The 23,541-nt window shown below is 68.7% G+C and carries 20 protein-coding genes and 4 pseudogenes; 10 read left to right on the top strand and 14 right to left on the bottom strand.

From position 1 onward, the window contains the following. The first annotated feature begins 341 nt into the window (after positions 1-341). Positions 342-875 carry a GNAT family N-acetyltransferase gene (locus tag OG844_RS01995; RefSeq protein ID WP_406387680.1) on the top strand — a complete coding sequence of 178 codons (534 nt, stop codon included), beginning with the start codon at positions 342-344 and terminating at the stop codon, positions 873-875. A 265-nt stretch (positions 876-1,140) separates the two neighbouring features. On the opposite strand, the gene OG844_RS01990 is transcribed toward OG844_RS01995, so the two are convergent. Both OG844_RS01990 and OG844_RS01985 read right to left on the bottom strand, forming a co-directional pair. Beyond that, positions 1,141-1,803 carry a response regulator gene (locus OG844_RS01990; RefSeq protein ID WP_406387678.1) on the bottom strand — a complete coding sequence of 221 codons (663 nt, stop codon included), beginning with the start codon at positions 1,801-1,803 and terminating at the stop codon, positions 1,141-1,143. After that, complete coding sequence (locus OG844_RS01985; RefSeq protein ID WP_406387677.1) at positions 1,800-2,927, bottom strand: sensor histidine kinase; 1,128 nt, start codon at positions 2,925-2,927, stop codon at positions 1,800-1,802. Before OG844_RS01985 ends, OG844_RS01990 begins: the two co-directional genes overlap by 4 nt. A gap of 194 nt (positions 2,928-3,121) precedes the next feature. Between OG844_RS01985 and OG844_RS01980 the strand changes: the two genes are divergently transcribed. Then, positions 3,122-3,544, top strand: a complete 423-nt coding sequence (locus OG844_RS01980; protein WP_406387675.1) for a DUF6223 family protein — start codon at positions 3,122-3,124, stop codon at positions 3,542-3,544. 25 nt (positions 3,545-3,569) lie between these two features. On the opposite strand, the gene OG844_RS01975 is transcribed toward OG844_RS01980, so the two are convergent. Further along, on the bottom strand, positions 3,570-4,841 hold the full coding sequence (locus tag OG844_RS01975) for an APC family permease (RefSeq protein ID WP_406387674.1): 1,272 nt from the start codon (positions 4,839-4,841) through the stop codon (positions 3,570-3,572). 854 nt (positions 4,842-5,695) lie between these two features. Between OG844_RS01975 and OG844_RS01970 the strand changes: the two genes are divergently transcribed. Beyond that, entirely contained in the window at positions 5,696-6,343 is a 648-nt protein-coding gene (locus OG844_RS01970) for a dihydrofolate reductase family protein (RefSeq protein WP_406387673.1), read from the top strand. Positions 6,344-6,453: 110 nt separating this feature from the next. Here OG844_RS01970 and OG844_RS01965 read toward each other — a convergent pair. The 4 genes and pseudogenes from OG844_RS01965 to OG844_RS01950 all read right to left on the bottom strand — a co-directional run. Then, positions 6,454-6,543 (bottom strand): annotated as a pseudogene (locus OG844_RS01965) (IS5/IS1182 family transposase); the annotation flags it as partial. 512 nt (positions 6,544-7,055) lie between these two features. Beyond that, a complete protein-coding gene (locus OG844_RS01960; protein WP_406387672.1) occupies positions 7,056-7,496 on the bottom strand; it encodes a VOC family protein in 441 nt (146 codons plus the stop codon). A gap of 558 nt (positions 7,497-8,054) precedes the next feature. Then, positions 8,055-8,450, bottom strand: a complete 396-nt coding sequence (locus OG844_RS01955; RefSeq protein ID WP_406387671.1) for a YciI family protein — start codon at positions 8,448-8,450, stop codon at positions 8,055-8,057. 456 nt (positions 8,451-8,906) lie between these two features. Next, positions 8,907-9,191, bottom strand: a complete 285-nt coding sequence (locus OG844_RS01950) for a hypothetical protein (protein WP_406387670.1) — start codon at positions 9,189-9,191, stop codon at positions 8,907-8,909. 377 nt (positions 9,192-9,568) lie between these two features. Between OG844_RS01950 and OG844_RS01945 the strand changes: the two are divergent. Continuing rightward, positions 9,569-10,148 (top strand): annotated as a pseudogene (locus OG844_RS01945) (hypothetical protein). Here the strand turns inward: OG844_RS01945 and OG844_RS01940 are convergent. The 4 genes and pseudogenes from OG844_RS01940 to OG844_RS01925 form a co-directional block, all read right to left on the bottom strand. Then, positions 10,105-10,449: a transposase gene (locus OG844_RS01940; RefSeq protein WP_406387669.1), complete on the bottom strand. Its 345-nt coding sequence runs from the start codon at positions 10,447-10,449 to the stop codon at positions 10,105-10,107. The pseudogene OG844_RS01945 and the gene OG844_RS01940 sit on opposite strands and share 44 nt — an antisense overlap. Before the next feature lie 19 nt (positions 10,450-10,468). Then, positions 10,469-10,792: pseudogene (locus OG844_RS01935) on the bottom strand (transposase); the annotation flags it as partial. 157 nt (positions 10,793-10,949) lie between these two features. Continuing rightward, positions 10,950-11,750 (bottom strand): maleylpyruvate isomerase family mycothiol-dependent enzyme, encoded by an 801-nt coding sequence (locus OG844_RS01930; RefSeq protein WP_406387668.1) that lies wholly within the window; start codon positions 11,748-11,750, stop codon positions 10,950-10,952. A 347-nt stretch (positions 11,751-12,097) separates the two neighbouring features. Continuing rightward, positions 12,098-12,718, bottom strand: coding sequence for a phosphotransferase (locus OG844_RS01925; RefSeq protein WP_406395917.1), 621 nt, complete (start codon positions 12,716-12,718; stop codon positions 12,098-12,100). Between the two features lie 1,561 nt (positions 12,719-14,279). Here OG844_RS01925 and OG844_RS01920 point away from each other — a divergent pair. Then, a complete protein-coding gene (locus tag OG844_RS01920; protein ID WP_406387666.1) occupies positions 14,280-15,059 on the top strand; it encodes a hypothetical protein in 780 nt (259 codons plus the stop codon). Positions 15,060-15,443: 384 nt separating this feature from the next. Further along, positions 15,444-16,310 carry a helix-turn-helix domain-containing protein gene (locus tag OG844_RS01915; RefSeq protein WP_406387665.1) on the top strand — a complete coding sequence of 289 codons (867 nt, stop codon included), beginning with the start codon at positions 15,444-15,446 and terminating at the stop codon, positions 16,308-16,310. 1,680 nt (positions 16,311-17,990) lie between these two features. On the opposite strand, the gene OG844_RS01910 is transcribed toward OG844_RS01915, so the two are convergent. Both OG844_RS01910 and OG844_RS01905 read right to left on the bottom strand, forming a co-directional pair. Then, positions 17,991-18,221, bottom strand: coding sequence for a hypothetical protein (locus tag OG844_RS01910; protein ID WP_406387664.1), 231 nt, complete (start codon positions 18,219-18,221; stop codon positions 17,991-17,993). A 59-nt stretch (positions 18,222-18,280) separates the two neighbouring features. Beyond that, positions 18,281-18,925: a hypothetical protein gene (locus OG844_RS01905; RefSeq protein ID WP_406387662.1), complete on the bottom strand. Its 645-nt coding sequence runs from the start codon at positions 18,923-18,925 to the stop codon at positions 18,281-18,283. A gap of 310 nt (positions 18,926-19,235) precedes the next feature. Between OG844_RS01905 and OG844_RS01900 the strand changes: the two genes are divergently transcribed. The 4 genes from OG844_RS01900 to OG844_RS01885 all read left to right on the top strand — a co-directional run bounded on the left by OG844_RS01900 (position 19,236) and on the right by OG844_RS01885 (position 22,247). Next, positions 19,236-19,688 carry a hypothetical protein gene (locus OG844_RS01900; protein ID WP_406387661.1) on the top strand — a complete coding sequence of 151 codons (453 nt, stop codon included), beginning with the start codon at positions 19,236-19,238 and terminating at the stop codon, positions 19,686-19,688. Between the two features lie 225 nt (positions 19,689-19,913). Then, the gene (locus tag OG844_RS01895) at positions 19,914-20,711 is read left to right on the top strand and encodes a hypothetical protein (RefSeq protein ID WP_406387660.1); all 798 of its coding nucleotides are present in this window, start codon (positions 19,914-19,916) and stop codon (positions 20,709-20,711) included. Between the two features lie 244 nt (positions 20,712-20,955). Next, positions 20,956-21,225 (top strand): hypothetical protein, encoded by a 270-nt coding sequence (locus tag OG844_RS01890; RefSeq protein ID WP_406387658.1) that lies wholly within the window; start codon positions 20,956-20,958, stop codon positions 21,223-21,225. Between the two features lie 476 nt (positions 21,226-21,701). Beyond that, entirely contained in the window at positions 21,702-22,247 is a 546-nt protein-coding gene (locus tag OG844_RS01885; protein WP_406395966.1) for an MOSC domain-containing protein, read from the top strand. Positions 22,248-23,028: 781 nt separating this feature from the next. Here the strand turns inward: OG844_RS01885 and OG844_RS01880 are convergent. Further along, a pseudogene (locus OG844_RS01880) lies at positions 23,029-23,464 on the bottom strand (integrase core domain-containing protein); the annotation flags it as partial. Positions 23,465-23,541 lie beyond the last annotated feature (77 nt).

Below are 23,541 nucleotides of genomic sequence, written 5' to 3'. Positions count from 1 at the left end.
TCGCGTGCCCTGGTGCCGCACCTCGCGGCGTTGTCGTCCGTCGCCGACGCTCCGCGTCGCCTCCCTCCTCCGCCTTGCGAGGCACAGCACCAGACCCCGCTCCCTGACCCGGCCTGATCCAAACGAAAGACCCTAGCCCCAGACTTCGCGGGTCACCATTTCAGATCTGTTTCGGCCGTGTGCGAGCGGCCCGTGCAGCGGACCGGCCCGACGGTAGTGGCAAGTCAGCCTGCGGCCCGCCCGACCGCGCCTACGCCTTGGGCGATGTCCAAGTGGCTCTGTTGGCTGTTTCACCAATAGGGATGTGGCATCACCCCATGTCATGCGTGAGGCTGGTCCGCATGGAGATCAGAAAGGGCGTGCGCGATGATGTCGCGCAGATCGCAGCGCTGCACGCGGAGAGTTGGCGTACGGCGTATGCGGGGATTATGCCGACCAGCTTCTTGAGCGGCCCCCTCTTGGAGGGCCGGCTGGAGCTCTGGGGCGCGAGGCTTCTTGAGCCGGAGTCCGGCGCAGGATTGTTCGTTGCTGTGGACGGGGGCGAAACAGTCGGTTTCGCATACGTGGCCCCGCGCCCTGACGGTCGGCTTCTCCTGGACAATTTGCATGCCAGGCCAGGCCGTACGGGCTCCGGCATCGGAGGTCAGCTGCTCCAGCACGCTCTCACGTGGGCTGCTGCCGAGCATCCCGAGCGGGCGGTGTATCTGGAGGTGCTGCGCGCCAATACACGCGCAATCGCCTTCTACGAGCGCCACGGGGCTGTCCGTACCGATGAACGTGTCTGCCTGTTCGAGCAGGGGTTTGAGTTGCCCGAGTTCGAGTACACCTGGGCTGCCAATCCGGCGTCGGCGCATTCCGGCGCGCTCTCCCAGTGATCACATGCAAGCCTCGATCCCGCAGCCTGGTCGGCGGTTCATGAGCGGAGCCAAAGAGCGTTCGATGCGCGGGAGCAGCTGGGGTCGGGCGACCCGACGATGTCGCCGAGGTTCACGCCGCCCCGGTCCGCGAGCCGTGACCTGACTCGAGCCCTGCAAGCTCAGGCGGCCCGAAGACCGGATCCGTTGGGGGTGCTCAGGGCACGCGTGGGGATGTCCGTCCGCGTGAGCACGGAGGTGACTTCGACGTGGCCGTCGCTGGTTGTCAGGAGTTGTGGGGGGTGACCAGGCCGGATTCGTAGGCGAGGACCACGAGCTGGGCACGGTCCCGGGCCCGGAGTTTGGTCATGGATCTGTTGATGTGGGTTTTCGCGGTCAGCGGGCTGATCACCATGTGGTCCGCGATCTCGTCGTTGGAAAGGCCTTGCGCGACCAGGACAACGGCTTCGCGTTCGCGGCTGGTCAGCTCTTCCAGGGCCGTATCAGTGGCCGTGGGAGGCGGCTGGGTGATGTATCGGTTGATCAGCTTGCGGGTGATGGAGGGTGCGAGCAGGGCATCGCCGCGCGCGGCTACGCGTACGGCGTGCAGAAAGTCCTCCGGCACGATGTCCTTGACGAGGAATCCGGCCGCGCCGGCGCGCAGGGCGTTGAAGACGTATTCGTCCAGGCCGTAGTTGGTGAGGATGACGACGTGTACTCCGGCCAGGGCCGGGTCCGCTGCGATGCGCCGAGTCGTCTCGATGCCGTCGAGACCCGGCATCTGGATGTCGACGAGCGCGATGTCGGGCAGGTGTTCCTCGGCGAGTCTCAGGCCGTCGTGGCCGTTGGCGGCTTCGGCCACGACTTCGATGTCGTCCTCCAGGTCGAGGAGCGCGCGGAATCCGCTGCGGATGAGTGGCTGGTCGTCGACCAGCAGGACACGGATCATGAGGCTCGTTCCAGGGGGAGTTCGGCCTGGACGGTGAAGCCGCCCTCGCTGCGTGGTGCTGCCCGCAGTCGGCCTCCGAGGGCGGTGACGCGTTCGCGCATCCCGAGGAGCCCGATGCCCGGTTGCGGCGCACTGTCCGGGGTGGCTTTGCCGTCGTCGTCGACGCGGATCGCAAGGGCGTCAGGCCGGTATCCGATGCGGACCGACACCGTGCCGGCGTCCGCGTGGCGGGCGATGTTGGTCAGTGACTCCTGAACGACCCGGTAGACGGTTTTGCCCACTGCGGCCGGCACGTCGTGGCGCTCTCCTTCGATCGTCAGTGTCGCCAGCAGACCGCCCCTGCCGGCCCGTTCAACCAGCTCCGGGATGTGGTCGAGCCCACGGGGCGGGGACTTGTCGTCGTCACGCAGCGCCTCCAGCGTGGCGCGGAGCTCCCGGGACGCCTCACGGCCGGCCTCACGGATCGCCAGCAGGGCCTCTGGCACCGTCTCGCCGCGCTTACGTGCCACGTGGACGGCGACTTCGGACTGCACCTTGATGACCGAGATCTGGTGGGTGAGCGAATCGTGCAGCTCGCGCGCGATGTGCAGCCGCTCCTCGTCGGCGCGGCGCCGCGCGGTCTCCTCGCGGGTACGTTCGGCTTCGTCCGCCCGTTGCTCGGCCTGCCGGAGGGCTTCGCCGGCGGCGCCGGCGGCGATGAGCCAGGCGATTTCGAGGGCGCCCCGGGCCTGCGCGAACGCCTCGCCCGTGTCGTGCAGGCCGGAGGTCAGGGCTGCGAGGGGGAGAGAGGCCAGCACGGCCACGCTCACCGCCACCGTGATGAGGCGGTGTCCTGCCCGCATCGCCGCGTACACCGCGAAGAGGAACGCGACGGCGGCCACGTCGAAACCTGCCGCCTGGTACCCCACCGCGCACAGCGCGGTGACGGCGAGGACGGCGATCGGAGCTCGGCGGCCCGCGGCCAGCGCGAGGCCGCCCACCGTCAACAGCACGTATCCGAGCAGGTCGAGTCCCGTGGCGGAGTGCTGCCCGGACAACCCGGTGACCATCAGCGCTGTCGCCACGCCCACGGCTATCAGCCAGTCTCTGACATCGGCTCGAATGCGGAACTGTCCCATGCTCATGCCCGCACCGTAGCCCGTGGCCGCCGCGGGCGAATCCCGCGTGCGGACGAGCGGCCGACTACCGCGCGCGCAGTAGCACCGAAGCACCTGCTGCGACCGCGGTAGCGCGAAGTGCCTGCGTCTGCTGGACGACCTGGCGGGGCCGGGCCGAGATGCTCCAACCACATCCGTTTCGTGGGAAAAGGAGCACCCTCATGTCCGCTCGTCGCCTCTTCACCGCCTCTGCGACCGCCCTGCTCAGCGGGCTCGGTCCTGCCGCACCAGCGGCAGCACACCCCTCGGTCCAGCCTGTCGCCGCCGGCGTCACCGAATTCAGCCTCGGGAGGCTGGGAGCCACCACCGGCGGGCTGCTGGGGCTGGCCGCACTGGTCATCGCCGTGTTGGCCCTGACCCGACCTGCCGGCCGGCTCGGCATTGCCAACGGGTCGCTCGGGGCCACGGCAGCCGTGGTCCTGGGACTGGTCGCCATGGCTCTCGGCGGGCTGGTCGCGGCCACCGCCGACGGTGGGCTCGGCACCGGCAACGGCTTGGGCGGGGCATACGTGGCCCTGATGCTGGGGCTGATCGGCACCGCCCTGGGCAGGCGAGCTCTGGGCCGCGTCCGCCGCACCCGCTGACAGAGCGGATGCGCGTCAACCGTGGTCACCCACTGCGGGCGGTCACCACGCGACGTACCGCGTAGGCAGCGGTGCCGACGGTCAGAACTGCGGCTCCGGAGATCACCGACGAGGCCGGCAGGGCGAATGCGAGGACGAGGCAGCCTGCGAGCCCGACGGCCGGAATGATCCGCGCGGGTCGGCCCTCGTGCGGGGCGAGCGTCCACGCGGACGCGTTGGCGACGGCGTAGTAGACGAGCACCCCGAAGGAGGAGAACCCGATCGCCCCGCGTACGTCGGTGGTCGCGGCGAGCGCGGCGACGACGGCGCCGACCACGAGTTCGGCGCGGTGCGGCACCTGGAACTTCGGGTGGACGGCAGCCAGGGCATGCGGGAGATGCCGGTCGCGGGCCATCGCCAGGGTCGTACGCGAGACCCCGAGGATCAGGGCGAGGAGCGAGCCGAGCGCGGCCACCGCGGCACCTCCCCGTACGACCGGCGGCAGCCAGTCCGCGCCTGTGGCACGCGCGGCATCCGACAGAGGGGCAGTGGCGTCCGCCAGGCGTTGCGGGCCCAGCACGAGCAGGACGGCGACGGCGACGGTCGCGTAGACGACGAGTGCGATGCCGAGAGCGAGCGGGATGGCCCGCGGGATGGTGCGGGCGGGGTCGCGGACCTCCTCGCCGAGCGTGGCGATGCGGGCGTAGCCGGCGAAGGCGAAGAACAGCAGGCCCGCCGCTCGGAGCACCCCGCCGAACGTCGCGTCGTCACCGATGCCGAGCCGGGCGGCGTCCGCATCGCCGGAGGCGACCACGGTGACCGTCACGGCGACCAGGACGGCCAGGACCACGGTGACGATGACGCGGGTGAGCCAGGCGGACTTCTGCACCCCCGCGTAGTTGACCGCGGTCAGCGCCACCACGGCCGCGACCGCGACGGCGTGCGCCTGACCGGGCCACACGTAGGAGCCGACGGTCAGCGCCATGGCCGCACAGGAGGCGCTCTTGCCGACCACGAACGCCCAGCCCGCGAGGTAGCCCCAGAACTCGCCCAGGCGCTCGCGCCCGTAGACGTAGGTACCACCGGAAGCGGGGTAGCGGGTGGCGAGGCGTGCCGAGGACGTCGCGTTGCAGTACGCCACCACGGCCGCCAGCGTCAGGCCGAGCAGCAGCCCCGACCCGGCCGCATCGGCCGCCGGAGCCAGAGCGGCGAAGATCCCCGCCCCGATCATCGACCCCAGGCCGATCACCACGGCATCGAACACACCCAGGTGCCGCTTCAACTCGCCCGCGCCCGCGGGCCCTGACTTCGTGTCCATCACTCGTTTCCCAGCCGCACTCCGGTAGATGTACCGGCGCACCGTATAGGAACAAGGTGTCGAGGCGGGGTCAGCGAAGTTCGTAACGGCCGCTGTCGGGGGCAACTGGCGTGCAGCGACCCTCCCGTGGGGAGGCCGGGAGGGGCGGCAGGCCCCGCCTTTGCCGAAGCGCGCAGGCGGGGCCGTTGCGGGATCCCGATCCTCGGGGGGATGACCGGGTTCCGCGCGATCAGCATGGCACTGGAATCAGCCAGACGACAGAGGCATGACCGGAAACAGTTGATCGGGTTGAATCAGGGGCACAAACGGAGCACCATCACCGCAGCCGTCCGGCCCGCGTTCGTGGGTTTCGGTGCGCTTGCGGGAGCGCGGAACAGCGGCTTTGCGCTCAGGACCGACGAGGCGTTGCCGGCCGAAGCGAGTGGGCCCCGTTCGCCGGGTGCCGGTGCGAGATCGACACCGAGTTATGCCGCCGGCCGTTGCAGCGCTGATCCGGCTGTCCGCGACAGCCGGATCAGGGTAGTGCTCGGACTCCACCTCCATGGTCTGCTGTGGTGACGCCACCGATAGAGCGGCGATCAGGTCACGCAGCGAGGCCGTGTGCGCGTGACGCCGCGTGGGCGTTTCTCACGACCCGTCCGACGTCTGTGGCAGTGCCTTCGAGTCTCCTCGATGGCCGAGCGGATAGTCGAAGACCCCACCGGCGCGGACGCCCGCTCACCGCCGGAGTCTGGGCAAACTTCACAGGGAGAGACGCTGTCGTAGCCCAGTTTCTGACCCGTCACGGAATCAGCGATGAATTCTCACCGCCCGGCTAGTCTCACTACCGTCATCGCCCATCGCGGGAGGAACGCGTGAATCAATTACTGAGAGTCCAGAACTTCAATGTCTCAAGTGACGGAATCGGCGCGGGAGAGAACCAGACCCTCGAGAGACCGTTCGGTGATGGGGTCGAGCCCGAGAGGCTGTTCGCCTGGGCGGGCGCCACGGCGAGCTGGCCCATGCGCACGGACCCAGGAGGGAGCCGAGGCCTGGACGACTACCTCACGAGGGACTACGACCGCAACATCGGCGCAGAGATCATGGGCCGCAACAAGTTCGGGCCCCAGCGCGGGCCCTGGCAGGACCATGAATGGCAGGGCTGGTGGGGTGACAAGCCGCCGTTCCGCACCCCGGTGTTCGTCCTGACCCACCACGAGCGTCCGTCGTTCACACTTTCCGACACGACGTTCCACTTCGTCGACGGTGATCCGGCCACGGTCCTCGAGCAGGCCCGGGAGGCGGCGCAGGGCAAGGACGTCCGGCTCGGCGGCGGGGTGACCACCATCCGGCAGTTCCTCGACGCCGACCTCGTCGACACCATGCATGTGGCGGTCTCGCCGGTAAAGCTCGGGTCCGGACTACGACTCTGGGAGTCCCCAGACGAGCTGCTCGACCGGTTCCACCTGGATGTCGTGCCCAGCCCGAGCGGCGTGAAACACCACCTGTTCTGGCGGAAGTGACCCGTCCTCAGGGCCGGCCCCGGTCGGCTGTCCCACCTCCCGAGGCCGCCCTGAGGTGGGCCGTCGAGCCTGCTGCACACGGCCGGCGAGTCTGCTCGAGGGTCCGCCGGCGGGAGGACGGCGAAACCGCTGGTGGGGTCGCGGTGAACGATGTTCATGTCGATGCCGAGAGTGGCGGTGTGCTCCACGAGGTGCTGGCGTCAGCAGCCGTCGGCGCAGGTCGAGTGACCAGCCCGGCCGCTCCGCGGTGACCTCCTGGTGCGCCAGGTGAATCCGGGCCCCGGCACACGGCCCCGAGCGGTGCGCGCGGCGTCCCTCTCCTCGACGGAGGAGCGACCGGCCTGACAGAACGTGGTCTCGGACGATCAGCACCTGTCGTCCCACCCGGCGCTTCCCCGCCCCGCCCGCGGGCTGGAGGGGGCCAAGGCGTCGATGTCGGGCAAGGGGCGCCGGTTCCCGCCACCTCCGTCCGACTGCACAGGCAGCGCGTAGTTGTTTCGGACGCAGGGCCCCATCCGGACACCTGACCTGTGGTCCTCCGCCCACCGGCCGAGCCGATGCCCCCAGTCCCGCGAGACGATGCCCGGCGCCTACCGGCGGGGGCAGGTTCGACGGGGGTCAGGTGGGTCACGTCACCGGCCAGAGCTCCAGGCTGATCGGCGGGTCCGCACCTCGATGATCTTGTTCTGCTGCGTGGTTCGACTTCTCCTTCTCAGTGCAGTTGCTGGGCCAGCCCGACGATGATGCCGTCCGGCCCGCGGAGGTAGCAGAGCAGATAGCTGTCCTCGAACCGGGCGATCTCGCCGACGAGTTCGGCGCCATGAGGGCGCAGCCGGGCAACGGTGGCCTCGATGTCGTCGACGGCGAACATGACGCGGTGCGTGCCCAGAATGTTGTGTGGCCGGTTGCGCGGCCCGGCGCTGATCGCCGCAGGGCTGCGGTACTTCGCCAGCTCGAGCCGGCTGCGACCGTCCGGGGTCCGGACCATCGCGATGTCACAGTGGACGCCGTCGAGTCCGGTGCACTGGTCGGCGACGAGGCCCTCGACCTCCGCCCTGCCCTCCAGCTCCATGCCGAGTTCCACGAAGAACGCCACGGCGGCATCAATGTCCTCGACGACGATGCCGACGTTGTCCATCCGCTGAATCGCCATGGTGGTGTCTCCTTCGTTCTCATGCGGCCGGTGGTGGCCGCTGATGTCCCTGGGACGGCGCCGGTGGCACGCTCTCGACATCCTCAGCGCGACCTTCGCACTACTTCCTCGACGATGCGCTGCGTGCGCCCTCGGGCATTGCGCCTCCACAACTGGTTCACGGTGCCGGGTCACCCTCGGCGGGTGAGTTCCTCGTGGCGCCGCCCTCGCCGCACCAGTCGGGGCCCTGCCGCGCGGCGTCGGCGCGAGCTGGGGCCGCGCTGCCCCCAGCGGGCCCGAGCATCCGTGGACGGGAATGCAGATCAGGGATGGATGAGGCCCCGGGAACAAGCTCCGGTACGTCCCGTTCAGCCGAACCTCGTCGCCGAGGTACGCGCTGACACACCGGTAGACCGTTGTCGGCACCGGCAACCAGCGGCCGTTATGGTCGAACTCCGGCCTGAAGCCCGCACTCTGGCGTGGGTGGTGGGACCGTGACGGCCTCACCGGCGCGCAGAGTCACATGGGAGGGGCTCAGGCACGAACCGATCCCGGCCCCCATGCGTCGACCGGGCCGGATCAGGCCTCCGGTGGGCCCTCGGGGATCGGGTGCACTTCGACCGGGTCGCTGCCGGGCTTCCCGCCTGGGCCGGGACACGCGGACGCCCGTGCGGCGATCTCCAGTGCCCGGTCCTCGCTCTTGACGTCGACCACCCAGTACCCGGCCAGGATGTGCTGTTCCGCCTGTGCCGGCCCGTCGGTCACTTGCGGGCGCCCATCGCTTCCGGCCCTCACCGTCTTGACCAGCGAGGGGCCGCCGAGGCCCTGACCGTCCACCCATTCACCAGCGGCATTGATGTCCTCGTTGAGGGCGTTCATGTGGGCGAACATGGCCTCCATGTCGGCTGTGGAGTAGGACGACATGATGGCGTCCCACTGGGCCGCAGGCACGTTCATCTGGATCATGTACTTCATGTTTCTCACTTTCCCGGGCCGGCTGGGAATTCCTCGGGCTTACGAAGAGGAAGACAGCCGGACATTGCGGAACTCATTTCTGCAACCGTCCTCACTATGCTCCGCCAGCACATACCCGCCGGGTAGAAACCCCCGACGATGCGGGAGACAGTCGCATTCCGGCGTCGCCTGCCAGCTCACCCGGCGGTGACTCGAACAACGGAACGTTGAGCTGACGCAGGCATGGGAGGGATCCCGCGGGATCAGGATCATCAGTCACAACAGTGTGGTCATCACCCGCATCACCTGCCGCTGATGAAGACCTGTTTGTGAGGCCGCCCAGCCCTGGGCGTGGCCTTCGTCATTGCTGGGTTCGACGGAGCCCGCACCTTGATGGCTAGTTGCTCGCAACGCAGACGGCGGAGGCCGCGATCCGAGCAAGGGGCCCCCAGCGTCGCGAGGCCGGCCGGTATCTCGTCACGGTGCGCCGCGGACTTCATCCAGGCAGGCAGTCGGGCGAACATCCCCATCGTCGGAGGAGGCATGACGCTCGCGCAGCCGGGCACCCACGCAGGCGGCGAGGGCATCCACGTGCTCCTCGTCGTAGGCCCACAGGATCCGTCCCGCGCAGCGGGTCTGAAGCCAGAGCGGCCGCCGGAAGAAGGGGTCCTCGATGCCGCCGGGCACCTCGCCGGCCAGGCCCACGTCCCACTCCTCGGCCGTCCGGTCGACCACATGCGGGCGCCGGACGCGGGTCCCCAACGCGCTCTGGGTGCACTCCGCCTCCGGCCTGTTCTGGAGGTGGGGCTGCCTACCTTGTTCGGTTGGGGCTCGGGTCCGTCTCGGCCAGTCCTGCGGCCCCTCGCCCGCCGGTGAGCAGGGGGCTGCCCCTGAGGTCGAACATTACGGCGCAATGGTTATGGGAGTTGCCTCGCGCAGGGCAGCCAGTCGTCGTGGGCGATCGCTCTCATCCTGCGGCCCCTCCGTCACCGCCGCTGCGGACCGGGTGACAATGACCAGCACGGGTCAGCACACAGTGAATTGACTCAGAGGTTGTTGTCTTTCCGGGCTTGAGACTGCGTTCTCGCTGGTCAGGCATAGGGTCGGCGGTCTCGTGGCAGTGGTGACGTGTCGTGTCGTTGCGTTGGTGTAGGTCGAGGACGCCGTCGGTCGTGGGACTGCTGGAACAGCGTGAGCTCACCGCTCACCGCTCACCGCTCGCCGTCGTGTCGACGGTCTGCGGGAGGAGGCCGGCCGCCTCCAGGCGGAGCTGGCCTTGGCTGAGCGGGAGTGGAACGAGTGGGTCATCGCCCGCTCACGCGTGGGCGAGGTACTGGCCCCGGGCAACGACGCCGTCGTCGGCCCCCCGCCTCCGAGGGTCTGCCGGCTCCCCGTGTGCAACCGGCGCGGCCCGAACCGGCGGAGGCGGCGAAGCCGAAAACAGTGGTGCAGGTGTGGCGCGCGGGGCTGGCCTGGTCGGCGCTGTCGGTGGACTACCAGCGCATCCTGCAGGCCCTCAGCGACCGTAACCGACTCGGTCAAGGAGCGTTGACGTGCCAGGAGATGGCCGCCTGTTTCGGCCTGGACCCCGTACCGGGAAAGGTGGAGGCACTGCGATCGAAGGCCAAGCGGCTGACGGCGCGCGGCTGGCTGATCGATCCGGCACCTGGCCGATTCACGCTCGCGAAGGACGTGGCCGGGCAACGCGGCGGGTCATGAGCATCGTCATCGACCAGTAGACCATCGCCTCCGCGCTGGCGATGGAACGCTCGAAGTCGCGCACGAGACGGCGACTTCGCATCAGGTGGGCGAAGAACCGCTCGACGATCCACCGCTTGGGCAGCACGACGAAGCCGCGCATGTCGTCGCTGCGTTTGATGATGGCGAGGACCAGGGCGAGGGCCGCGAGGCAGTACTCGACGAGGCTGCCGGTGTATCCGCCGTCGGCCCAGACCAGGGCCAGGGTGCGCGGCAGTGACCTGGGTGAGCAGGACCTGGGCCGCGGCGCTGTCGCCCACATCCGCTGCGGTGACCATCACCGCGAGCAGCAGGCCAAGGGTGTCGACCACGACGTGCCGCTTGCGCCCGTCGATCAGCTTGCCGCCGTCGAAGCCGCGGCTGTCAGAGCCGACGACCGCGTCCGCTTTGACCGACTGCGAGTCGATCACGCCGGCGCCCGGCTCCGAGTCCCGCCCGGCCCGCTCGCGGACCAGGCGGCGGAGCTGGTCGTGGAACTCGCGGGCCAGATCGTGGTTGCGCCAGCGCCGGAGGAACGCGTAGACCCGGTCCCATGGTGGGAAGTCGGCAGGCATGGCCCGCCACTTCGTGCCGTTGTCGACCAGGTAGCGGATCGCGTCCAGCATCGCGCGGTGGCAAATTCGACTGCCATCCAGGTGGACGGTCGGCTTGGTGACGCCCCGAGGCCGCCTCGCGGGTTTGAGTCCGGTGCCGCGACTGACGAACCTGGCGAAGAGTCGTGTCTTACCGGCTCGAGGCGCGGCCAACCGCCCCCGCTACGTCCTACTTCTCCTCCGGCTCCCAGGCGCGGAGCAGGTCGAGCAGCCCTGCGTCTCCGTCAACGCGCAAGGAGTCGGCCTGGATCCGGTCGTACAGGTAGAGGACCAGCTCACTGGCCGTGCCGTGGACGGAGGCGCCGGCTGCGTCCGAGTCTTCGCCGGTCGCCGCGGTGGGCGCGGGGATGCGGGTGGTGCGTGCGCCGTCGCCGTCGACGGTGAGGCGCCAGGAGCGGCCCTCGGCGGAGTGGAAGTCGAAGGCCGTGGGCTTGTGCGGCCAGGCACTCGGCGTTCCGCAGACGGTGAACAGGAACTCCTCCACACCGTCGAGTGCCAGCTCGACCGGCAGCGGTTGCGGGGCGCCCCCGGCGAGCTGGGCGTCGTAGGTGTGCACCGCGGTCTCCTGGATCCGGTGCCGGGCGGTGCCGCCGGCGGTCTGCGGTGACTGCGACGCGGGCCACCACGTCCAGCAACCGCTCTCCGGTCCCGCCTCGCGCAGGGCGCCCAGCAGGAGCTGCGTCGACGCGGCCAGCCAGGCCAGCAGGGCCTCACGCTCCTGCGGCACTTCCAGCGCGGCGCGCGCGGCGACGGCCTCGGCCGGGGGAGCGTCGGCAGACCCCGCGCCGACGATGGCGGCCCAGAAACGGTCGCCCCCACCCAGGTGCTTCACCAGATCGAACAGCGTCCACCCGGGGCAGGTCGGCACCTGCGCGTCGAGACCGGGCGCGGCGGCGACCACGGCGCGGAAGGCGGTCGACCGTTCATCGATCAGTCGCAACAGGTCAGGGAACTCAAGATTCTTTTCCACGCCGGATGTCTATCACCGTGCTCCGGTGATCGGACAGCGATTTTCACAGTCGCCGCCGGTTGGCCATTGCGGGCGTCCTCGCCTCCCACCGCTCGGGTGACAAGCTGCGCACTGCTGCGAGGACGCTGGTGGTGGCGGTACGCCAGGCGCCGTGCCTGTGGGTGCTCTGGCCTCGCCGTGCGGCCGGGCACCTCGGCGACGTGACGTCCACCCGGTGCGCGCGGTCATGCTGCCGCTCGATGTGATGGACGCGGAGGTCACGACGGCGGGGGAGGACCGGTCGGGTCGGGAGTTCAGGTGACTCCCGTTCGACCAGCACTCCTCAAGTTCGGAACAACAACAGCCACTCAGCCTTCCTCCAGCACCGCCCGGATCACATGCCGGGCGTTGTGTGCCATAGGCGGGTTCGTCTTCCGGTAACAGGGCAGCGCGATCAGCGCCTGCGAGAGTGTCTTCCCCCGGCCGCGGATCCATGTTGCATCGTCCACAGCGAGTGCCTCGCGGAAGACCTTTCCGGCAGCGGCCGGCAGCAGATTCCACGCTGGGAACAGATCGCAGGCAGGATCCCCCACCCCCGTGCACCCGAAGTCGATCACGGAGATCAGTCGGCCGCCGTCGATCAGCAGGTTGCCCCGAACTGTGCCGTGAATCAGAGCGAGGGCTCGTCGTGCCAGGAGCCGCCCCAGTACTCGGGCGGCGGTGGGGTGGGCCGTTGGAGGATGGCCAAGGCATCCTCGACGCGGCCGAGGTCGATGAGGTAGCCGGCCAGGTCGTGCCTGTTCGCGGGGGCGTGCTGTTCGAGGACGGCGAGAGCGTCCTCGGTGCGTCCGGTGCCGGCGAGGAGCTCGGCGATATGCGGCGCCGCGTACGAGGTGGCACCTTCGGGGTGGGCACGGGCCTGTGCGATCGCTTCGTCGATACCGTTGCAGGCGGCGATCAGCGGCAGTCGTATCCAGTACAGGTCCCATTCCTCCTCTCCCCCGCGGGCGGCGGCGAGGGAGTCGAGGAGCTCCAGACCGTCCTGGGGGCGGCCGTGCTCGAGGTAGAGACCGGACAGAGTGTGGAGGATCCAGTCGTCCCCGTTGTGGGCTTCGGCCTGGACGCGCATCACATCGATCGCTTCGTCGCCCCTGCCGTGCCGGGCCAGGAGCTGCGCGAGCTCGAATGCCGAGTTGGACGTTCGATCCACAGTTCCCTCGGCCTGACGGTATGCCGCGACCGCGCCCTCCACGTCGCCGCGCTCCTCCAGCAACCGCGCAAGCCGTTGCACGGCGAACCCGGAGTCATCACTCGTCGCGGCCGCCCGCAGTGCGTCGAGCCGGCCGTGCCGTGCCAGCAGTGCAGCGAGTTGCTCACGGTGTCCGACCGGCGTGATGTTCTCGGCGCACAGCAGGGCGGTCGCCTCGTCGATGCGGCCCTGGCGCTCGCGGATGGTGGCGAGCAGCCCGATCGCCATGTCGCGATCGAAGCCTCGGCAACACCACGGAAAGTCGGAACACCGGTGCTCGGTTCGGGCCGTGAGTAGAGCGGCGACTTCGTCGTCGCGCCCGGCGGGTCCCGCGACGTCTACCAACGCCTCGGCCAGGGACGGCTCACCGAGGTGCGGTCGCAGCAGGGTGAAGGCCTCCGCGGCGCGCCCGTTCCGGGCGAGGAGGCGCGTGTAGGACTCCAGCGCCATCGGATGCCCGGCCTCCATACGGACCCGAGTGATCTCGACCGCCTCCTCGACGCGGCCCCAGCCCTCCAGCAGGTCCGCGGCGGCTTCCACGGCCGTCCACCAGCCGGTCGCCAGGTACGGAGCGAGCACCTGCAACGCGTCGGCCTGCCGCCCCTGCTCGCCCAGCAACCGCGCCCATGCGAGCGCGCAGAACCATTCCCCACGCCCGGCCCGCGCTTCCACCACGTCGGCGTAGCCATGTTCGAGCAGCCGCGAGACCAGTTCCGGTGGGATACAACCGGACCGCGTCCGGGCCCGGTGGTCAAGATCAGTAGCGTCCACGAGCACGCACCCTAGCGTTCGCTCCTGACACCCTTGCCGTCGCCACCGGCGACTTCGAATAGAGCGCCGTGGGGACGACGCTCTTCGCCAGTCTCGCCGACTGCCGCCGCCTCCACCGACGTTACGAACGCGAAGCCGCCCACTTCCTCGCCCTCACCAGCTCGCGTGCACCCTCATCTGCTGCCGCAGGCTCTGAGGGGCACGTTCAAGTGCCCCTCGCGGGCCTGGAATGCCTCCGTCGCCCCGCACGTTGACCGTCCACTTGCCGTCCTGCGTGCGCCTCACCAGCTGCTCCTCCTCGGTGGCAGGGGCCTGGGAGAACGGGGTACCGCCGGACGGCCGGGCGGGGGACGCAGGTGCCACGGCAAGAGGGCGTGCGGGAGGTGGCTGATCATCGGCCCGGCCGTCGGGATGTGCCCGTCAGGCCTTTGACCGGGCGCCGCTTCGACGGAGGATGGGGAAGAGAGCGGGCTTGCGTGGTGAAGTGTGGGCCGCTCTGACAACTCCGACAGCAGGGAGCGTTTCTTCCGATGACCGCACAGCCCGCACGCCCTGAGCACAGCGGTCCCGAGGCCACCTCGGTCATGGATGTCTTGCCGTTCAAGTCTTCTCTCGTCAAAGCGGTGTTCAGGGACGTGACCCCGATGCACGTCTCTCGGTCGGCCGCGTGGGCCGCCGCGTCGGTGACGCGGACAGTGCTGACGGAGATCATCGACGGCGCGCGGAGAGCCGCGGCGGAGCAATCCCGGAAGAAGCTGTTGTCCGGAGACCTTGTCTCGGCGATCGACCGGAACGTCGAGCTCGAGGTGGGGCACAAATGGTACGACCACAGCCCGACGTTCAAAGGCATGACCGGTGTCCTGTACGACGCCGAGGGTGCCATCGTGCCTTCTCGTAGGCGCAGCAAGTCGCGCAAACCGAGTGCTGTGGTCGGCGCACACAGGTTCGAGGCCGGGGTCAAGAAGCTGCTGTGGAGCCAGGGGGCGACGGCCGTCCCGGAGATGATCCGCGACCTGGACGGAATCGCGAGCGTGTTCCTGACGGACCTCGCCCGGGAAGCTGCCCTTGTCGCCCGCGAGGGCGGGGTCAAACGTTTCGGTACGGTCACCCCAGTGATGTCGGGCGAACCGGCCCCACCCCCGTTCCTCCAGGATTCCCCCCGTGCCCTGCCCGCCCGCAGGGGGGACGGGCGGACCATCGGCAGGGACGACATCCTGGCCGCCACCACGATTCAGTTGTTCGGCGGCAACCTCAGGCAGCGAGCCCTCACCGAGGCACGCGAGGCGACACAGAACACTTCGGCCGGCTGAGCGGGTTCGACCGACATCGCCGCCTGCACCCCCATCTGCTACCGCAGACTCCCCAAATGAGATGGCCTCCAACGGCATACCCGCGATTGACTGACGACGGGGCAGGAACGTCGGAACGGCGCCTCATGGCGAGCCCTGATCAGCGTGTCCCGGCCGGTGTGACCCTCGGACCGCAGTGTGAGGGCGGCCGGGGCGCTGCCCCCTCGGCGCCGACGACGCCGGAGCCGTCAGGCATGCGTGACCTCCGCCATCCGGCACTACGTGATGAGGGCACGCGAGACACGCGGGCGGCGAGCTGACCCGACCGCACAGGGCACAGGATGTCGGGTCCGGCACAGTGGGACCTCCCTAGCGTGGAGACCAGTGAGGAAAGGACGGCCAGGAGTGCTGGAGCGGCTGAATCAGGCCATGGACCACATCGAGGAGCACCTCGATGAGCGCATCGACGCGGCTGATCTGGCCCGTATCACCGTGACATCGGAGTACCACTTCCGGCGGATGTTCTCCGCGCTGGCGGGCATCCCGCTCTCCGAGTACGTCCGCCGTCGGCGGCTGACGCTCGCCGGGGCCGAAGTGCTCGCCGGGGAGCGGACTCTGCTCGATGTGGCGGTGCGGTACGGGTACAGCTCGAGCGAGGCGTTCGCGCGTGCCTTTCGCGCCGTGCACGGGGTCGGCCCCGGCGAGGCACGGCGGACGGGTGCGGCGCTGCAGTCCCAGCCACGGATGTCCTTCCGACTCATCGTAGAAGGGAGCAGCAGCATGCGGTACCGGGTAGTGGACAGGGACGGATTCAGGCTCATGGGCAGGGGGACACAGGTCCCGCTGGTCTACGAGGGGATGAACCCGGCCATCGTGGAGTTCGTCAAGAGCATCGGCAAGGAGACGCTGGGGCGCTGGGAGGAGTACGCAGACGGGGAGCCCGGCGGTGTGGTGGCCGCTGTCAGCAACCACTCCGCGGACGACTCGGAGGGCACCGAAATCGACTACTTCCACGGGGTGGTGAGCGACGCGGAGGTGCCCGGCGCTTCGGACAGCCTTGACGTCGAGCCGGGCATGTGGGCGGTGTTCGAGTCCTCGGGCCAGTTCCCGCAGGCGGTGCAGTACCTCTGGCGAGATGTGTACACGCAGTGGTTCCCGTCAAACCCGTACCGGAGCCGGCCGGGTCCATCACTTTCGCGCACGCGGGTGTCCGAGGACGGCACACACGCGGACGCGGAGGTGTGGATTCCGGTGGAGCGGGTCAGCGGCTGAATCCGACGTCGGCTACGGGCTCGCAGGGCAGCCCGCCGAATTCGTACAGCCACTTGTCCGGCTTACGCCCCCACGATTGATGGCGGTCGGCCGTGACAGGAGGCGGGCCGTGCGGGTTCTTCGAGTGTGATCAAGAAGTACATCCGCACGGCCATGTGTCTATCGCGGTCCGGCCAACGAGTTCCCCGACCGGATCAGCGCCCCGCCTCCGAGGCCGAAAGACATCGACAACGCGCCACTGACCGAGCGGTACAGGTGGCGCGAGCTGCGACGCCGGCAATCTTCCCGCCGGAACACCGTCGAGCACGCCAACGCCGAGCATCGACAACGGCGCCCCTCCAGCCGTACACCGGACGCCGCGAGGACTACGGCGAGATCCATCTGGCCGTCGCCGGCCTGGCCTGGCCTCCGACCGTGCTGCCCGGTGCATCACCCGACACCAGCCGAGCGCCGAACTCGTGCCCGCCCGCACGATGGCCCGCTGAGCCACCCGCCCAGCCGAACCCCAAGCCGGTACACCCCGATATCGATCGTGGGGCAGCCCGTAAGTCAGACAGGGACTCAGTCGGCCGGCTGCCGCCGGCCGAAGCCACCCACCGTGTGTACGCCGCGGACTGGACCGCAACCACGCTGCGGTGGGGACTCGGCGCCGACGACAGAGAACGGGCCGCGCTGGTGAAGGTCGCCGATGAGTGCCGGATGTGACTGAGGAGTGCAGAGTCGCACCTTTGAGTCCTGAGCGGGAGGCGAGACCCCCCGCGCCGACCTAACGATCGCCCCCGCACCCTTCATCCTCAGGAATGCAGTCCGGCGAGGAACCGTCGTCTTGGACGGGCTGTTGAGCACGTGAAGTTCCGTCGCGGGGAAACGGTCGTCGTCTCACGGACTGTTCGCACGAGGAGATCGAGCCGGCGGCCCGGGCGGCCCGTGCGCTCGACAGCGGCTGTCGCGGATGGGCACGGCGATCGGTGAGTGTGGTGCCCGTCCAGGCGCTTCGGGGGCGGTCATGGTGCGCCCGAGCCGCTTTGAGCAGACCACGTACCCTTGGCCCCGTGCCCCGTCATCCGAACAAGCCCCGCAAGCTGGTCGCCGACGGGCGCGTATACCTGTGGTCGCTCCGCCACAGCCACCGAGCGCCGGACAGCGGCCGGTCCGCGGACTGCCGCGAGACCCTCACGCTGCACCCTCAACCGCCCGGCATCGGCGGCCCGCTGCGCATTGTTTTCGCCCAGCACCCGGGCCGGTACGTTCCAGGTGGGTTTCCCCTGGGCTCCGGGGACGTGGGATTCGTGGGGGGCGGCTCCCTGAACCTGCACGAACCAGGCGCCGTCCGGGCCCTGCTCGACGCGGCGTTGGCTCGCGGGTGGCAGCCGGGGGAGCAGGGGGCGGTGGAGGTCGACGGATGGCCGCTGCTGGAAGCGCCGTCGCCCCCGGCCCCTGTGCTGATTCCGCGTAGCGTGATTCCCGGAGCTACGAAGGCAGCACCGGGAGCTGCGTGTTCCGCAGGAATCGCTGAGCTGCTGCAGCCCAGAAGGTCGTGGACAAACTGGTTCAGAGACTCGCCCTCAGCGGCGGCGGCCGGGCGGACCGCTTCGAGTCCGGTCGTCGGAAGGCGACAGTGGAAGACGGCAGAGGCGAACTCCCCGGCGGGCGCGGGGCGACCGCCGCCCGGGTGCCATGTCAGTACCTCTCGTCGAGTTGGTACTGGCGCACGTCGACTGCCGTCCACTCCGATGTGTCTGCCATGTCCTGGCTCGCAGTCTCGGCGCCCTCGGTGGCGACACGGCTGCAGACGACCTTCCGTTGGTCGACAGTGGTCTGCTCCCACGCCTTGCCCCACGGATCGTGGCCGCCGGGCCGCAAGCCGAGAACCGCAGCCGGCGGCGGGTGGCATGCCCGCATTGGCAGCATGCGCCGGCTCACCTCCGCCGGCGCGGACAGCACACGGGGCGATCGCGCCGAGCTGGTGGTCATTGCTTCCGAACTCCAGGCGTGAACGGACCGGTCGCGGGGGCTACACATTTGTCGATGACGGTCCTCTCGCCGGCTGCCGAGCCCTCCAGGCAGAGCCGCCCGCCCTTCTCGCGCAGGTCGAGGAAGAACCGCGTGGACGCACCGGACTGCTTGAGATCATGGATGCGCTCGTCGGCATAGCCGAGGTCGTTCAGGATCGTCCTGACCTTGGTGGGGGAGGGGTCCACCAGGTTCCAGAGTGCCTGGGCGATGCGCTCTTCGTGGAGGTTGCTCGCGCACCAGTCGCGAGCGTTCAACTCCACTTCCGGCCCCGCTGCAGGAGCGATCGGCTCGATCGCATCGCTCGGCACCTCGGCACCCGGCGGCAGCTCCTCCGCCGGACCCGTCGGCGGCCCCTCCGGCGGGGCGCTCGGGGGACACGACTGCTCGAACCTGTCCCGGATCTGAGTGAGGGACGGACCGGCCTGGCCTCCGACGGCTTCCGCGCGCTTGGTCTGCTCTGCGCCGACGGTCGGCTTTGCGGTGCCTTCCGTGCCGCACGCACCAAGCGCGAGCACAGAGAGCCCTGTTACGGCGAGGGTGAGGCGCAGACGGCGCGGGGAGCGGGCAAACGTGCTGGTTGCAGCAGGGATTCGTGTCATGCGCACAGCTTCTGATCAAGCCAACCTCCCGCGCGTGAGTACGCATACTCACGTAGGCAGGGGTACTCACTCAAACGTCGATGAGGCGTGACCAAGCTTCAGTGAGACAGAGCAGGTCTAGCAGGTCGCGCTGCTAAGGGTTGTTGTCCCGTCCCAGTCGAACTGGTCCCTGTCTCAGGTGATCCGGCCCGATGGTGCTGTAGCTCTACGTGGTCAGTAAGTGGTGACTCCGCCTGTTGAATGAGGCCTGACCGGTGTCGAGCCGGAGCCCGGTAGCTTCGGATCGAAGCCTGCCTGGCATCCTGGCCGCATGGACGCCGACGCCCTGACTCCGGTCCACCTCGACATGGTGATGGACGGGTTGGCAATGAATTCCGCCTTGCCGGAATCCATGATCCGGCGACTGTTCGCATGGCGGCGGGGCCGCGGAAAGGTGGCGAGGCGTCCGGACCTCACCGAGGACATGATCGCCGAAATCATTGCCATCGACGACCACTGGCTCCTGCACAGCCTGGCGCTCAACGACCGCCTGCCGGACCGGTTCCGCATCCGTCTGGCCGCCCATCGGGACAGCGCGGTGCGGTCCGCGCTCGTTACACACGCCGAGACCGCGCCGAGGGAGATGCTGGAGCAGCTCATCGACGATCCTGAGTCACAGGTCCGCGAGTACCTGGCCCAGGGCCGTCACACACCGCCCGACCTCCGGGCCCGCCTCGCCGTCGATTCCGACCCCAGGGTCCGCGCCGCGCTGGCGAAGCACTAGACACAGGCACCGGAAGAGGTCCGCCGGATCCTGCTGACCGATCCCGAGGCCGAGGTCCGCGCCGCGGCCTGCTCCACCTATTTCGCGCATCGGCCGCATCCAGTACCGCCCTCGGACCTGCTGCCGACGCTGTTGTCGGATCCTGTGACTCGGGCGGGCGCGGTGATTCACGCCGTTCTCGACGCAGACACTCTCCAGCGGCTCACCGACGATCAGGACAGCGACGTGCGCACTGAACTCGCCCAGCATCCCGGTTTGCCGCCGTCGGTCCGCGAAGTCCTTGCCGGCGATCCGGCCTTGAGCGTCCGGGTGAAGGTCTTCGCCCGACCTGACACGCCGGAGCACATGCGGGCACAGATCCACGCCTCGGTCCACGAGCTTTCGCATTCGATGGCCGATCCGGGCCCTGACGCCGACGATGAGGCAGTCCTGCAGTGGTATCAGAATGCCTTCGCACCCACGGACCTCCGGATCCTGCGCCTGCCATGGGTTACGGCCGATCCGCTGCCGCACATCGACTCGCCCTATGTCAGCTTCCGAGTCTCCGCGGCCGCCAGCAGGGCCCTTCCCGTCGACGCAGTGTCCCGGTTGCTCGACGATGAGGAGGAGATCGTCCGCCTCACTACGGCACACACCGCCCCGCACCTGGTCGATCCTGAGACCGCCGAGAGCATCGAGCGCCGCTACCACCCTCGGCGGGACAAGTTCACGTTCTGGTGGGACAAGGCGGAGGTCTTGACGTTCCCGCCGACAGCCCTGAGCCGTTTCGCCACCGACCCTGAGCCCCGGCTCCGCTCCTTCGCGCCCCGTAATCCGGATCTGCCCCCGGAACTCGCGGAGAAGCTGGCCTTCGACCCCGAAGACCGCGTCCGCCGCGCAGTCGCGGCCCACCGCAGCCTCCCGCTCACATCCCTGCGCCGACTCCTCGCCGACTCCTCGGAGCGTGTCGCGGAGGCCGCCGGCGCCTCGCCGTTCCTTCCTGTTGAGCGCATGGAGTGGCTGCTGACCCAGGCGGGCCTGTAGTCGTCAGGTCGACCGGGCTCGGTTGGGACGTGGGTCCCCGAAACGATGGCCCGACCTCACCGAAGATGAATACGACATCTCGCCGTGGTCGACCTGTTCGCTTATCGGAAGGGCAAGCGGCCTTCTGGTCTACTCCCGATGCGCTGGAGCATGACGGAGGCTGGACGACCACGACGCCGATGTCTCCTAGTGCACCGTTCACCGCCACATGTCCAGCCACCCACCCGCTCAGGAACCGGGGCCCATGACCAGTCAAACCGGAATCATGTCTGGCGATGTCCTGACCGAATCCCAACAAGCCCTCCATGCCGGCGTGTTCAAGCACCACGAGGGCGTCGTGACCGCCGTCCTTCGGGAGCCGGCCAGGCACGACCTCGACTGCACCTTCGCCACGACCACCGCCTTCATCCTCGGCATGGACGCCGGCACCTCCGGAAGAATATGCGCACGGGCTTCCGGGAGTGGCTCGTCGTCCGACATGACCGTGACGACAACCGGACCTGGGCGGCTCTGACCCGCCACCTCGCCCCCAACGGCTGGCCCGCCCACTCACGCCCCAAGCCGACACCGAGGCCGTGACCACTCTCCATCGGCTCCTCGCCGAGTTCTTCGACACGCGAGAGCGACCGAACAGCATCGCCAAGATCTTCAGCGACTACCAGTCGTGGCTGACTACCCGGCCCTGATTCCAGTCCGAAACGGCGTCACCGGACCAGCCGAGACAGCACCCGGCATCCAACCAGTCGGAACCAGATCAACTGAGAATTCCGGCCGCGCGGCATGTCAATTGATCTGGTCGTCACAGGTCATAGTCCTACCCACAGACAAGATCAATTGCGACGTGACAGTTGTTCCCTTGACACACGCTGACGGGAGGAAGCCGGTCGGGTTCCGCACCCTGACGCATCCGTCCAGCGAAGTCCGTTCACAGGGCTGGTTGCCCCGCCTTTAGGATCGAGCAGCCGCAGAAGAACGACAGTGGGAGACGTGGTGGCTGGTCTGGTAGGCGCTGTAAGTCGGAACGAGGTGTACTCGTTCGGCAAGCCCAATCGTGATTCCATCACGCTGCTCACGGGGCTCGGAGTGGAAGGAGACGTTCACGCAGGTGAGACGATCCGTCACCAGTTCCGCATGACCTACGAGCCGGACCTACCCAACTTGCGCCAGGTCCATCTGATGCATGAGGAACTCTTCGGCGAGCTCGCGCGCAAGGGCTTCAAAGTCTCTGCGGGCCAGCTCGGTGAGAACATCACTACGCGTGAGGTGGACCTGTTGGGTTTGCCCACCGGTGCTCTGCTCCATCTCGGAGAGCGGGCGGTGCTCGAGGTGACGGGGCTGCGCAATCCGTGCGCGAAGATCAACGACTTCCGTAGTGGGCTGCTCGGTGAGGTTTTCACCATGGACTCCCTGTCCGGCGAGTTCACCTTCAAGTGCGGCGTCATGGCCGTTGTCCGCCGAGGAGGGATCGTCCGCCCCGGTGATTCCATCGAGGTCGAAACCCCGCCACCTCCCCACCGTTCGCTGGAACGGGTCTAGAGGCTGTGGCCTGGCTGAGAAGTTGCCCAGCCGACCGGAAAGTCCGGCGCCCCGAAGGCTGCTCGGCTACGGTGGCTGGGAGGTAACGCGTGTCCTGGCCATCTGTGATCATCCTTGTCTCCGCAGAGCGACGTCCGTTGCTTGAGGGGCAAATCCGTGCTTTGAGCAAGGTGTCGGATCCTGTGACGGGTGACGGCAGGCTGTACTGGGACGGGTACTCGTACTCCACGACCTCTCAGCCGAGGTCCTGGCTGGCTACGAGCGTGAGGAGCTTCAACAGATGACGACCCGGTTCGACGAACCATAGGCGGCGTACGTTTCGTACCAGTCCATGGACGCGGCCCGGGCCTTCCTCCGCGACGTTCTCGTCAGCATCAACCACTACCTGCGGGACCTCGTCGGCCGTGGGGACCAGTCCCGGCCTCGACGACATCGGGCTCTTGGGCGTTCAGTCCCCAGGTGAGTTCCCAGGTCTCGATCAGGGCGCGGACGGCGGTGGCGCCGTTCTTGTCGGCGGCGTGCAGCAGCGCGAGGGGCGCGGCCCTTCTGCCGGGCGATGTGGCGGTACCAGGTGGCGGCGGGGATCCGGGCGGGAGGAGTGCCGGCTGATGTTGCGTCGGAGGCGGCCGCGGCGCCGGCCCGGATTGGCCAGCATGCACCTGTACGCCCGCGGTTGCCTGCGTGCGCCGACATTGATGTCAGACAGCGACATCGCCACACCAAGGAGTTGGACCCCACCACGTCGGCGATGGGGTCAAAACTCAACGCCTGCACCAGCCTTCTAGGTGTATTTACCCTCAGCGTTGTTGACTCGGTGATCGGTGGCTTGCCGTCGAGTGCGGTGTGGCAGCGGTGGTGGTTGTAGCTGTGGAGGAGAAGTCTGCCAGGGCAGCCGTGCGCTCGTCGTTGGAGGTGTAGGGCCGCAGGTAGGCACACTCCTCCTGGAGGGTGCGGTTGAAGCGTTCGACCTTGCCGTTGGTCTGTGGCCGGTAGGGGCGGATGCGCTTGTCGGCGATGCCATCCGCGGTGAGGGCCTGGGTGAAGAGTTTGGACTTGTAGCAGGAGCCGTTGTCGGTCAGAACCCGTTCGACAGTGACGCCGTGTCCCTTGAAGAACGCGTGAGCCCGCTGCCAGAACCCGATCGCGGTGTGCTGGCGTTCGTCGGCCAGGACCTCGCTGTAGGCGAGCCGGGAGTGGTCGTCGACGGCGGAGTGGATGTGGCGGCGCCTTCCGCGCGCCAGCCGGCACGATCCAGGTCAAGCCTGTTCGATCCCTCGTGCGTAGGGGTATGCCC

Source organism: Streptomyces sp. NBC_00887 (genome assembly GCF_045207585.1).
Note: the sequence above shows the minus strand (reverse complement) of the source record. Positions and strands in the feature narration are given on the sequence as shown.